We start from the raw sequence: 12,337 nt of genomic DNA, 5'->3' as shown, positions 1-12,337 counted from the left end.
CCGTGACTGATCGGCGTGACGCACGTCGAGTCCTGATAGCCAGGCGAACAGAGCGTGGGGTTGGCCAGCGCGGCGCGCGCACCGAACAACAACAGACCCAACAGAAGAATCCGCAAAATCCGCTTCATTTTTCCCTCCCGTTAATAACCGCAATACGTTCCGACTGCGGCCGTTGCACCCCAAAGTGGAGACGACGCGCCATCGACGATGTACACCGTCCAAGGTCCGGATCCCCAAGCGCCATAATTGACAGTCGTGGTTGTATCGACTGAGAAATTGGCCGGCGTGACCACAATCATGGCCGTACCGCCTGCAGGACACGAGGGCGCTGGAATGTACGTCCCGTGGGTCGCTGTGTATTTGCCATAGCGCAGCAGATTGCCGCCAATCGGCTTCCACGTGCCAAAGACGCAATTCAGCCATTGGCCGGATCCGTCAGCATTCACCGCGGCAATACCATTCGGAGAACACGACGTGTTCGGACTGGCTCCCCCATTGACCTGAAGATATTCATTCGCGACGACGCGATGCTGAAACCAGTTTTGAGCGAATTGGCTGTTCAGCTGCCCGGTTCCATTCCACGCCGTAGTGCTCAAATTCAGGTTGTGGCCGTTGGCGGGTTCGACATAGATGTCACCCGTGCTTGCAAGGCCCCACTGATTCAAGGTGGTCTGCCCGTAGCCCGGCGCGTTTGTCGACGAAACTCCGCCGTTGGCCACGGTGTTGCCCGACTGGTCAACAGTCAGCAGCTGCGCGTTCCAGGGACTGTTGACCAGGCGCAAAGTCCCGTTGAGGTTCTCGACGTACATGTTGACGCCATTGGCGCCTTGCATCGTGATGACCCCACCCTCTGCCGCATTATTCCAGGCGGTAACGCGGCCGGCCGCAGCGCTGAGGGTGCCATTGATCGTGGCATTGCCAGCTGCGTTCACGTCACCGTTTGAAACAAGCTTGCCACCGGTCACCGTGCCGCCGGCCGTGACGTTGTTTGCGCCGGCGATGTTGTGTGCTGTTCCGCCGACGTCCTGCATCGAGAGGTCGGTCTGCATTGCGTTCAACTCAGGATGGCCTGGCACCGAGACGCGATACAGGTAGTTGGCGTTGGACTGCTGACTGGTGAAGGCCAGCAGGTTGGCGACGTGGCCAGAGCCGGCGTTGGTGAAACCGGACGCACCCAGGTTCACCTGCCACGCGCCAAACGCGCCGTTGGCGTTGGATGGGCTCATTGCTGAGTTACCACCTTGATTGGCGTATGGCACGAAACCACCCTCTGCCCCAATCTGCGCAGCAATGCCTGCAAGCTGTGCGGTGTTGGTGATCGGATTGCCGCCTGTCGTCATGACGATGGTTTGCAACCTCCCAGCAGTGGGCTGCGAGACTTGCACCTGCCACGTCTGGCCAAACGCAGTGTTTGCCGAAAATCCGCCCGGCAAGTAACCCGCAGTCTGGAGTGTGTTCACGGAGATCGTTGTGGCTGCGCCACCTACGGGCACGCTCGCGGCCAGAGCAGCTGCGTTGTCCTGCACATATTGCGCAGCAGCCTGGTCAATGACGCGGCCCTGGCTGGCGATCGCTGAAGTCTGAATGTTGCGCACACCCATGTCGGCGTACTTTGCGAACCCCGCCATGCTCAGCAAAGAGAGCGTGAGTGCGGCGATGAATCCTATGATTGCGTCCACAATGAATTCCTTACGGGTTGACTTGGGTAAAGCGCACGATGGCAGGCGCCGTGATACTCGCCGGGAAGGCCAGCGTCTGTGCATCCGTCATATTTGTGCCGATGCCCGTGGCAGTTACGCGCCACCAAGCCCGGTCGCTTTGGGTGATGGCATAGACCTGTGCGGAAGTGCCTCCATTGGCCGGCATCCATGCATAGACGTAGCGCCCTCCGCCGGGCGCAGACGTGGTCATGCATGTAGCGCCTGGCGCAATGGCAACCCCGTTGGGCAGTGCGACTGCGATATTGGGAGATACCAGACCTGGACTCGCCGTTGCGGCTTGCGAGCAGGCAGAGCTGAATACGGCGATTTGCTGCGCGCGCACGCGAGCGACAGCCTGCATTTGGCCGGCGGCGCCCGCCCCGGGCACCGCCTGGGCGGTGTCGAATGCTTGTGCAATCAGGCCGGCGAAGAAGATCATGAGGGCCATCGGCACCCACGCGAAGCTCATAGCATTCCTCCTGCTTGCCCGGGAATCAGTAGCACCCGTTTCTGGCGTTCGATTTCCGAGGACAGCTGATGAAATTCGCCGCCGCGCATATGCGCGCGGATGGCCGTAGCGTTACGGCTGCCGGCTACGATGAGAGGAGACACGGTCACGACGCGACGGTTGCGATCTGGTGCGCGCGCATAAGACATCGATTGATGCAGCACTGCCCCCATAGCGTCGCCAAGAAACGCACCATCCAGTCCTTCGTGGACGAGCATGCTTTTGAGACGATGCAGCGCAGACTGGATGTCGTTGGCGTGCAGCGTGGACAACACGAGATGTCCGCTCGTGCCCGCCAGTACGGCCTGAGCCGCAGCTTTAGCGCTGCGGATCTCGCCAATGACGATGATGTTCGGCGCGCCCCTCAACATGCGCTGGATGGCCATCCCAAAATCCTCATCGCGAGGTACTTCAGTTTGGTAGCAGACGCCAGAACCATGCGTGCCATGGAGCAGCGTCTCGACCGGATTTTCAGCAGTCCACGCCACCCCGCCAAACAACTTCAGGCGCGCGGCCAATATGGAGGCGAGCGATGTGCTTTTTCCGCTGCCGGTGGCACCTGTGAACAGAATGAGGCCACCGCCAGTGAATGCGTCAGACAGGAGCGACTTGATCAATTCTGCCGGGTAGCCCAGCCGTTCTACCGGCATCGGTGTCTTCGCGGCTCGGCGGCACACATACACGTCGCCGTCGACTGTGGAGATGCACTGCACGCGCAGTCGTACCCCCTGGATGTCCATCAGAAAATCCACGCTTCCGACGTGCTTGAGCAACTGCTCGCGCAGATACTGCACATCCTCAAGATATGGGCCTTCCAGGGTGTTGCGAACGTTGTCGTCCGGTGCGGTCTTGTACCAAGCGGCACCGTTAGGCTCCAGGTACAGGTCGGAGAATTCAAGGAACGCGAGGCGCGACGCCGCCCCATCCGCCTCGGCAGGATCGATGGCACTGATGACCGCGTCGTCGGTCGGCGTAGGCGGGGTCAGATGCATGTCACGACGGTCTTCTGCGCGCTGTGGTTGTCGGGGTAAAGCGGGAATACGGTAGAAAGGCAACGGCCGGCTGCGCCGGCCGTATTGACGATAGCGAAACGGTTTATTGCATAGTGACCGTAATGGTTTCGCCGTCGTTCATGCACGCAGCGCCGGCGGTTGTGGCATCGGGGGGATTCCCGGTCGTGAAACTCTGACCGGTGCTTGTGGCAACCCGGGTCCAGCCCGTCAGGCTGGTGAGGATCTGCGAGCACTGGCTTGCGGTCAGACCCGTGCCGCCAACCGTCACAGCGAATTGCTGGTTGTTCGACGTAGGAGCGATCGTCACGTCATTACCCCATGCGTCCACGACCCGGCCTGCACGCAGCATGTCGGTCGGAATGACCGCCGAATTACCGGTCGAATCCACAATGCCAGCGGTCGGCGTGCCAGCTGCGACGTTGAAGTTCGCGTAGCCGTTAGCACCCTGGCTGTACTGCGCGCGCGCGTTGGTTTGCAGCAAGCTCAGATCAGTGGTGGTCTGACCGACCTTGTTGCCTGAGAACGCCTTGTAGATGCCCAGACCAACTGCGGCAAGAACCAACAGGCCGAGAACGGTCGCAGCGATACGACCAAGAATTGAATCCATCGAATGACCTCACAGAAGAAAGAATATTGGGGGACAGGAACTACCAAGCACAGTAGCCGTACGACGCGATAACGCTGACAATCAAACGACAGATTGTAAGTTGGGCTGTTGCGCATCCTTAGAAGATTGTAAAGCAAAAAAAAGCCCAATAGGACACCATGTCAACACTCAATTGTTACGAACGCCCCGGCACTACGCTCCAACGCTTTTTGTGATGAGATCCGAAATCGTATTGGCACCGATGGTGATGACACCAAAGGCCATAAACATGGCCATCGAGAACACGCCGCCGATTGCTCCGCCGATGATCATCATCTTGCGTTCCAGGAATTCGGAGTAGTCCCGCGCAACGTTGTCAATCTTTTCCGGAAAATCCGGGAAGTTCATGTAGGCGGCAACTTCATCGATCAGGTCGATCGAGGGGAAGCCCAGCCCGGTTCGGCGCAGTGCGGCCGACAAGTTAAGGCCGTCGCGCAAACCGATCATCACAGGTCGCAAGCGCGACGCGAGCCACGGTGAGGCTGATGTCAGCTGATCTTGCAGTGCGGTGGTGTCTGGCACGCCCGCGCGCAAAAGCGCGGTGAACGACAGCAGCCATGCAAAGCCCTGCACTTCGCGATAGACGTTGTAGGGAAAGACATATTGGTCGCAAAAGGCTCGTCCCCTGCCCGTCCAGCGTGGAAGTGACCAGATGACCGTGGCGCCTAGCACGACCAGGAGGGAAACCGTAATTACCATCCCCCATCCCGTTGCGACGGCTCCCATCAGATACATCCCATAGGCCCATCCCGTCCACTTGCTTACAGGCACTACCTGCGCCAGTGGCGGTACAACGCTTGAGCCGATGACGTACAACGAGGCCAGCAGAGTGATCAGGTACACAATCGGTGCGGTGAAGTAGCTCATCACCTTGCGCTGTATGCGCGTTACACGATCGCGAACGTCGAGCACCAGGCGCATCGAATTGGTCAACTGGCCTGCCTTCTCGCCAGATGCCAGCACACTGCGCTCCATTGGCGAGAGCGTTGGCCCCATCGACTGCACAAAGGTCTTTCCGTCTTTCAGGCAACTGGTGGCTTCACGCATCGCCTGTGCCAGCCCTTTACGCCCGCGTCTCGCCAATCGATCGCGGAAGTCCTCCATTGCCTCGACGAGCGGACGGCCGTTGTCGAGCTGCGACGCCAACTGCTGATATAGCATCTTGCGCGTCGACCAAGACAGCCCGGGCTTAAAGAATTTCAATCTTGTGCTCCTTTCGTGGTGATGATGTCTACGGCGCGCTCGACGTCGCGCGGATCGAATCGGCCGCTGAGAACCCCGACCATTGCGTTACTGAGCATGGACAGGTCGGCCCCTTCTCGCTGGCGTTGTTGCCGACGGGCTTCGTCGGTGCCAAGCTTGATGAAGTCGCGCATCAGTGCTGCGCTGGTTTCCACTACCTCGGCCACAGCGGTTACGCCCTGGATCTTCTCGTCATGGCAATGGTCGCAACCTGCGCCGCGCACCCGCATGGAATCGATCGGCCCCCAGGTCTCCAGCGCGTCGAGCATATCCGCGGGAAGATCCTCAGCGATCTCGGTCAAGGGACGCTTGCAGTGATCGCACAGCACCGGCACCAGGCGCTGCGCCACGAATCCGCGCAGCAGTTTGTGATCGCAGATGATCTCGCGCGACAACTGCCCGCGATCGAGCATTTCCATGCGGTCGATTGTCATGAATGGGTCGTTCACGTGAAGCGTCGTCCAGACAAGGTGGCCGGTCATTGCCTCTTGCAGGGCGGCCACGGCTTCATCAGCGCTGCGCAGTTCGCCTACGAGCACGACGTCCGGGTCCATCCGCAGCGTCATACGCACCATATCGCCGAAAGACAGGTTCGAGGACTTTGTTACGGGCAGCTGCACCGACCAATCCATCGGGTACTCGACAGGGTTCTCGATGGTGATCTGGCGGCTGTCAGGGAACTGCCTGGCTTGATGCTTGAGGAGCTCGTACAGGGTTGTCGTCTTTCCGCTACCCGTCGGCCCCGTAACGACGATGACGCCCGATGGCATACGCGTCATACGCTCCAGGAGTCGGACCTGCAAATCGGAGTACCCCATCTGCTTGAGCGGCAGGGAGCCGAGCGGAGAGCGCGGTGTCCTGAGCGTGAACGGAATCCGTGTCACGTCCGCTTGACCTGTGCTCTTCTTCAGTGGTTGCAAGCGTGCGACGAGGAAGCCGCCGCCCGTCTCCACAGGGTAGGCTGGTCCCCGGATGATCCGCACTGACGCCAAGCCGCTTCCGGGCAGGTCCGAACCGTTGATCTGGGCGTCTTGAAATTCAAACGGGTTGTAGATCGCTTCCTTGACCGAGGAAAGTCCCGTGTACATCGAACGGATGTAGGCCTCGCCCTCGTCGCGGCTCATTTGCAGCGCCGAGCGAAGCGCGCCTTTGACTCGGTATTGCACCTCGGCGATGTCCTCGCGCAGCAGGATATGCAGATCGCTCGCCCCGAGGGCAGCGCCGTGCAAGATGAGGTCGCGCGCAGCATTTAGCGTCGAAAGGTTTGCCGAGTCGCGCTGTACGTTACTTGCGGCGCTCAGGCGAACCTTGTCCTCTCTCAGTTCCTTCAACTCCCTGGGTTGGGTGATGCAGAAGAAACCAAGGTCTGAGGCGTCTTTGCGCCACATGAGGAGCGCTGGGTGCGCGGTGTACCGCTCGTCCACGTAGAGGACGACATGACGCAACGTCTTGGCGATGCGGATCTGATCGGCATCGAGCAACTTGGAAATGAACGTCAGGCGCTCGAAGTCTTCCGTGTCGGCGTTGTGTGGTGGCGCACTTTGAACGTCTCGCTGGTCGATCCACCGCATGGCCAGAGCGATCGCTTCCAAGCCCGCCCGCGTATCTTCCTGCGGCGATGGATCGATTACGACTACATCGCGAAGCACCTCTGGCAAAGCAGGCAATTCAGCGCGCATTGGAGGCTCGATTACCCCAGCAACGGACGCACGGGCGCCGTTCGTGGGGTCTTCGGGCTGAAAGCCGGCTTTCGCCGTCAGCAGACGCATCATGCTTCCCCTCACGGGCGGATCGTTACCGATTTTCCGGACCGCGAAAACACAACTGCCGATGGCATCACATCAGCGACGAGCCAGCCGTCCACGGTAGCGCCGCGGTTAACGATGTGTTGCTCGGCGCCCATACGGACGATTGCCTGGAGCTTGCCGTTGTAGCCCGTGATCGCCAGCACCTGCGGCTGGGACGTGCGTGCGCCCGCCTTGCCTGCGCTGGCTTGGATAGACTGAGCAGGGACACCGATACCTTGCGCAGCCACGCCAAGGGGAGATGGAGCACTGCCAATGCCAAAGCCAGGTGCAGCCGATTGGGGGCCCTGGGAGCCGCCGGAAGGGTGCGCGATTTGCTCCTTCAGCTTCGCGATCTTTGCCTGTGCCTCAAGCAGTGGGATTTCCGCATTCAGCTGCGACAGCTGATCGGCACGCGAACCCGGCTGCGACATCGGCGTGTTGACTTTGTTGACCACCTGCATGGCCGGCGGCGCTGCCGATGTTGCGGACGCCGGTACTGCCATGGGGGCACTAGCGCCCAATGCCACCGGTTGCTGGGCTTGCGTTGCGCCGCAGGTCAGGCAAAGCGATGCCGTGGCGAGAAGAGTACGGGATTTGAGCATCAAGTAGCTCCAGTCGGAAGTGGAATGGCACCGTTTTGGCGGGCCGAATACAGTTGTGCCTGAACGCTCCAGACCGCGCCATCGAACGTCACGCTGGATACGCGAAGTCCCGGCACAGCGTCAAACTGCAGGCCTAAATCCCATGGCGACGAGGACAGGGTTAAGCCCACGCTTTGTGCCACCCAGGGATCAAGCGGCGGGGGTTCTTTGCCTGGGAGCACTTGCGGCCGTGGAACAATGCCCAAGTTCAGCGCGAGGTCATATTGCTGCGCAAACGACCAGATGCGGCGCTGCGCGCCTTCCTGGACCATCACCGAGTGATCTTCTGCCAAGACACCGAGCGCCGCGGATGAATACGCCACAGATTTATTCCCGCTCGGGTCGAGAGCGCCGGGTGCGTTTTCGGCTAAGCCGCCGTTGCGTGAATAATTCGCCTCGGCGGAAACCTGTGCGCCAGCGAGGCTGCATTTCCATGACGACAGGTCCCAGCCATCGGTACTCAACGACTGCTGGCGCCACAGTTCTGCACAGCTGTCCAACACGTAATCCGGCTGCGGCACACGGAACCACGGGGGGATGACCGGCTTGGGCTTGTTTTGCTCCGCCGCGGCACGCAACCGGGCCAGTTCGAGCGCGCGTTGCTTTGCAACTTGCTGGTTGTGGTACGCCCACCAACCCCCGGCAAGCACGGCCAGCAATATGACCGAAGAGCAGGAAGCGAGGATGATCCTCTTGCTTGTCCCTCCAGCGGTCAGACGCCGCACCGGCTTGCGCTTGATAGCCAGATTGCGAACGGCGTCGGCGAGCCCCTGCAGCGAGGCGTCTTCGTCGTAGTCATTCCAAACACCGTAGGCATCGTGCTGAGAACGCAGCTGCGACACTGCGTCTATGGACCCGACGAAATCGCCCTCCGGGATGATCTCCTGCTGATCTCGAACAGCCAGATACCAGTACAGACCATTGCCGATGTCGAAGACGGCGCGCCATGGCGCCGGACGTAAGGCAGCGATAAGCGGCGCAAGCGCGTACATCCGCGCCATCTTCGTGTCGCTCGGCATATCGCTTGGCGGCTGGGAAAAGCCAGCTTGCCAAGCCGCATCGATCGTGTGATAGACCGCGTAGATCTCGCCGCGCTCTTCCGCCATCGAGCGCAGGAGAGCCGGTTTGGGCTGGCTGTCCAGATGTCGCCAGGACAGCCCCAGTAAGAAACTGTCCCGATCGAAACCAGGGAGTTGGATGATCGTCACAGCAACCTCGCCGTAACAACGATGGCCAGAACGTCACGCGCGCGCTGAGCTTCGACCCCGCCGCCGAACAGGGCAAAGTTGGGAGACCCTACGCCGTTGTTCGTATTGGAGGCGGTCTGTTGCTCGTAGCCAGTGAGCACGAGGGTCTGACCAGGCTTGAGTGCCACAGATTGTTGCAGCGTTGCCGACGAGAGCGACGGCAACTGAATCGAACTGCCATTGCTGGTGAAGGTTGAGATACCAAGCAGGTTCGACAGGGTCATGTTGAGTTCCAGCATGATCCGGTCGTTCACGTACTTGGGGAGAAAGACGCCGGTGAAGCCATACGTGACCGAACCCGGCTGCAGCGCAGTGCTCGAGCCAGAGGTCGACGTGAGCGTTGTCTGGCTTGAGGCCAGGTAGCTCTGTGTTTGCGCGGCCTGCAGGTTGAGCATTTGGCCGTTCATCGTTACGCCAGAACGACTGAACACCTGCGACACGTTACCCATGGTCGAAAGCGCTTGGACTGCGGCGTTTGTGCCGCTGAGCGTGCCGCTCAAGATTGATGCGCCGAACTGCACCGGGGTCACGCCGGAAGTCACAGACGGGGCCGCGGCGGACGTCACGGTGAACTTGGCGCCGTTTTGGTTGCCCTGATAGAGGGTGTTGACGGCCAGCGAGAGGTTCAACCCGTAGTTGTCCTCGCGGTTGACGTGCACCTTGAACACGCGCACGTCGATGGCTACTTGCTTTTGCAAGTGGGACGTCAGGGTCTTGACCCACTCGTTGACGCGCTCAATTTGGGGCGGCTGGCCTGTGACGGTGAGCGTACCGAACGATTTGTCGACGATCGACTCAGCGCCGGGGCCCGCAATCGCCTTTGCGGTGGTTTGCAGGTCCGCCCAGTAGTTGACGCTCAGAGCAATGTCGGCATTTGTGCTTCCGCCGCCGCCAGCGCCACTCGTTCCAGAGGACGTGGTCCCGCCCGCCGTTCCGGTGTTACCGTTGTTGCCCGACAGAGAACCGCTGGTAGAGATCGAGCCCGAGCTTTTGGCCTGCACCGGCAGGGTGGGAATGCTCCACGTATGCGTGGTTGTCTTGAAGATCTCGATCTGGCCATTGCGATACGCCCAGTACACGCCAAAGCGCCCAGTGATCAGGTCCAGAAAGCCCTTCAGGTCGCCCGTAAAGCGCAATGGGCGCGAATCCGTGGCCATGCTGGCGACAGCCGACGGCAGCGCAGGCATCGCCATTGTGGAAGCAGCAGCAGGCGACGCCGCCGGCATCTGCATCCCAGGGAATGGAGGAATCGCGGTCGAGCCGGCGCCGGCGTTGGTGGGTGCCGCATAGCCGCCCGTGGCGGCCCCTTCCCTGATCGGCGTGCTGGATAGAGCCGAATCACTCAGATGCGTGACGGCACCGACATTTTGCGAGATCCAGTCCGAGTAGTCGCGCAACGACCAAGAGCCGGAGCTTGCGACGTTGAAAACTACCTGCTTGTCGAGGATGGCCGGCTGGGGCCGGCTCACGGCGATCGCATCACCGGCAAGCCAGGCTGCCTGATGTTCGACCACCACTGGCCGGGACTGCGGAGCGGCATTGGCGGCGGCTTGCGAAGCTTGGTCGGCTACATCCCTTGCTTGTGTGCGGGTCTGCTCAATCGAGCCGCAGCCCACCATGGAGGCGCATGCGGCCAGCGCGATGGCACGATGGAACAACGGTTTGCGATTCAATGCGACTCTCCTGCGGCGTGGACAACAATGGTCTGATTCCCGATATACACATCGGCGCGCACGTCCGCGCCGTTGGCTGCGAGGTTGCTGATGATCTGACGCGCGGCCGAGTCGAAGCTACCTTCGAAAGCGGCTGGGGCTGGCACCATCCAGTCTTGGTCGGCGTTCCAAACCACCGTCCAACCGTGTGCTCTGCCGATGGACATGAGTTGCTGGCCTAGGGGTTGGCCCGCGCTGAGGGTGATGCCCGGCGATGCTATGGCAGCAGTCTTTTCAGGGGCGACGGCTGCCTGCGCAACCGGCACGGACGTTGCAGGCGCTTCCCGCCCAGGAGGCATGGCGCGCGTCGCCACGACTTCGCTGCCTGGCGTGACGGAGATACGTGCGCCGACTTGCGATGCAACACTGGTCAGTGCTTGCAGACGCGGCCCTGCCTTCCAGGTCACGGGCGTCTTGGCGTCCAGACCGATGATTTGCACTTCATCCTTGCTTTCCGAAGCAGGGAGCAAGCGGGGAATCGCCTCAACCAGCATGACACGCTCACCGGCAGGGACAGACTCGCGCCATGTGCCATTCAGTTCGGCTCCCGTGCGCCCCACCTGCACCAAGGCATCCGGCTTCTGGGTCGAATCGCTGGCCGCTGCCGCGGGGGCGTTCTCGGGTGGCAAGGCGGCGGTGATAGCGTCCTCCGCAAGGGGCTTCGCCGGCGCGGGGTTGGTGACGCGTACTGGCGCAACCATCACGGTCTGGCGCACGGGGTCGATCGATGCGCGCAGGCCCATGTCATCGCAGGCCGAGCGCAGTGCTGCACGCCAGTCGCTCGAGGACGGCCAGGTCATCATCAAAGAGCCGGGAACGTTGGCCGCCAGAGTGATTTTCCAAGGCTCTGGAATGATGATCGAGAGAGCTTGGTCGATCGGCGCGGAACCGCCGAGAACGCTGGGGGCCGCCGCTGAGGTTGTCCCCTCCGGGTTGGCCCAGGCTTGTGGGTTCGCAGCGCTCATGCCCCACGCCTCAGCAGTCGTGGCGACCAGCGCCACAACGGAAAGAATTTGCATCGGCTTCTTCATGCCGCATCACTCCCCTGTTGGTATCCATTGACCACAATCGAGCCGTCCGATTCGACGCTCATTGCGAAGGTCCATCCCTTGGCGCTTGCGGCCCGGAGCGCCTTGGCGACCGCTACATACACATTGCTTGCCCTGAATTCGCCCGATGCCCGAACCGGCACGTCCGCACGCGAGTTCCAGCGCACGGCCACGTGGGAACGCTTGCCCCACGCAGCGATGACACGAGACAGCTTTGCTTTGGATGCCTCGACCGGCCAACTCTTGTCTCGTTCCATTGGCGCGAGATCGCTGTCGGCGGTGCTCTGCGCAGGCGCTTCGAACAAAGGCGTGACGGAGTGTGCTATCGGCGTCTCGTCTTTCCCTGCATCCTCAACACTCACGCGCTGCACACGCGACGCCTTCGGATCGGGCATGACCGGGCCCTGCCGGATGGTCTGGCGCTGCTTTGCGTGGACGACAACGGCGCGATAGCCGTTGGCTACGATGTCCATGTGTTCGGGAGTCTGCTGCACCACGATATAAGGCGCGTTGATGGTGAATGGCAGCGGTTGGCCTTCAGCTAAGATCGCCGGCAGCATCTGCCCCGGGCGCATCTGCAAATAGGTCTTTCCCTGCAGACTGAAGACTTGCAGCGGGCGCACGGCGGCATCGCCAGCGATGCTCCATGCCCAGTCCACCCCCACATCGACGGAGGTTGCCGCCGGGCGATCCTGAACTTCAGGATTGCCAGACGCAGGATTGGTCGCACATCCCGCGAGCGTGAGCAGCGTGCAGGTGGCGGCAATGGCAAGACGCGAAAAACGTTGCATG

The 12,337-nt window shown here is 61.2% G+C and carries 11 protein-coding genes; all 11 read right to left on the bottom strand.

Annotated features, from left to right (window positions below):
* Positions 1–140 precede the first annotated feature (140 nt).
* The 11 genes from pilV to TK49_RS23345 all read right to left on the bottom strand — a co-directional run bounded on the left by pilV (position 141) and on the right by TK49_RS23345 (position 12,336).
* Positions 141–1,679, bottom strand: coding sequence for a shufflon system plasmid conjugative transfer pilus tip adhesin PilV (gene pilV, locus TK49_RS23400; protein WP_024542486.1), 1,539 nt, complete (start codon positions 1,677–1,679; stop codon positions 141–143).
* 10 nt (positions 1,680–1,689) lie between these two features.
* A complete protein-coding gene (locus TK49_RS23395; RefSeq protein WP_024542487.1) occupies positions 1,690–2,169 on the bottom strand; it encodes a hypothetical protein in 480 nt (159 codons plus the stop codon).
* On the bottom strand, positions 2,166–3,200 hold the full coding sequence (locus tag TK49_RS23390) for an ATPase, T2SS/T4P/T4SS family (protein WP_024542488.1): 1,035 nt from the start codon (positions 3,198–3,200) through the stop codon (positions 2,166–2,168). The genes TK49_RS23395 and TK49_RS23390 overlap by 4 nt, the downstream gene beginning before the upstream one ends.
* A gap of 103 nt (positions 3,201–3,303) precedes the next feature.
* Entirely contained in the window at positions 3,304–3,828 is a 525-nt protein-coding gene (locus TK49_RS23385; RefSeq protein WP_024542489.1) for a hypothetical protein, read from the bottom strand.
* Positions 3,829–4,020: 192 nt separating this feature from the next.
* Positions 4,021–5,070, bottom strand: a complete 1,050-nt coding sequence (locus TK49_RS23380) for a type II secretion system F family protein (RefSeq protein WP_024542490.1) — start codon at positions 5,068–5,070, stop codon at positions 4,021–4,023.
* Positions 5,067–6,881, bottom strand: coding sequence for a GspE/PulE family protein (locus TK49_RS23375; protein ID WP_024542491.1), 1,815 nt, complete (start codon positions 6,879–6,881; stop codon positions 5,067–5,069). Before TK49_RS23375 ends, TK49_RS23380 begins: the two co-directional genes overlap by 4 nt.
* Positions 6,882–6,889: 8 nt before the next feature.
* Complete coding sequence (pilP, locus tag TK49_RS23370) at positions 6,890–7,498, bottom strand: type IV pilus biogenesis protein PilP (protein WP_082076390.1); 609 nt, start codon at positions 7,496–7,498, stop codon at positions 6,890–6,892.
* The gene (pilO2, locus tag TK49_RS23365) at positions 7,498–8,745 is read right to left on the bottom strand and encodes a type 4b pilus protein PilO2 (RefSeq protein WP_027693101.1); all 1,248 of its coding nucleotides are present in this window, start codon (positions 8,743–8,745) and stop codon (positions 7,498–7,500) included. Before pilO2 ends, pilP begins: the two co-directional genes overlap by 1 nt.
* Positions 8,742–10,457 carry a secretin N-terminal domain-containing protein gene (locus TK49_RS23360; protein WP_024542494.1) on the bottom strand — a complete coding sequence of 572 codons (1,716 nt, stop codon included), beginning with the start codon at positions 10,455–10,457 and terminating at the stop codon, positions 8,742–8,744. Before TK49_RS23360 ends, pilO2 begins: the two co-directional genes overlap by 4 nt.
* Positions 10,454–11,527: a toxin co-regulated pilus biosynthesis Q family protein gene (locus tag TK49_RS24705; protein ID WP_024542495.1), complete on the bottom strand. Its 1,074-nt coding sequence runs from the start codon at positions 11,525–11,527 to the stop codon at positions 10,454–10,456. The genes TK49_RS23360 and TK49_RS24705 overlap by 4 nt, the downstream gene beginning before the upstream one ends.
* Complete coding sequence (locus TK49_RS23345) at positions 11,524–12,336, bottom strand: TrbG/VirB9 family P-type conjugative transfer protein (RefSeq protein ID WP_024542496.1); 813 nt, start codon at positions 12,334–12,336, stop codon at positions 11,524–11,526. Before TK49_RS23345 ends, TK49_RS24705 begins: the two co-directional genes overlap by 4 nt.
* Between the last annotated feature and the right edge of the window lies 1 nt (position 12,337).

The organism is Ralstonia mannitolilytica (assembly GCF_000954135.1).
Taxonomy (GTDB): domain Bacteria; phylum Pseudomonadota; class Gammaproteobacteria; order Burkholderiales; family Burkholderiaceae; genus Ralstonia; species Ralstonia mannitolilytica.
The sequence above is the reverse complement of the archived record's forward strand: the minus strand, read 5'-3'. Positions and strand labels throughout refer to the sequence as shown.

Bases quoted from the DNA above. Each gene is read 5' to 3' on its own strand.
- TK49_RS24705 (WP_024542495.1), bottom strand. From the start codon at position 11,527: ATGAAGAAGCCGATGCAAATTCTTTCCGTTGTGGCGCTGGTCGCCACG.
- pilP (WP_082076390.1), bottom strand. From the start codon at position 7,498: ATGCTCAAATCCCGTACTCTTCTCGCCACGGCATCGCTTTGCCTGACC.
- TK49_RS23345 (WP_024542496.1), bottom strand. From the start codon at position 12,336: ATGCAACGTTTTTCGCGTCTTGCCATTGCCGCCACCTGCACGCTGCTC.
- TK49_RS23385 (WP_024542489.1), bottom strand. From the start codon at position 3,828: ATGGATTCAATTCTTGGTCGTATCGCTGCGACCGTTCTCGGCCTGTTG.
- TK49_RS23395 (WP_024542487.1), bottom strand. From the start codon at position 2,169: ATGAGCTTCGCGTGGGTGCCGATGGCCCTCATGATCTTCTTCGCCGGC.
- TK49_RS23375 (WP_024542491.1), bottom strand. From the start codon at position 6,881: ATGATGCGTCTGCTGACGGCGAAAGCCGGCTTTCAGCCCGAAGACCCC.
- TK49_RS23390 (WP_024542488.1), bottom strand. From the start codon at position 3,200: ATGCATCTGACCCCGCCTACGCCGACCGACGACGCGGTCATCAGTGCC.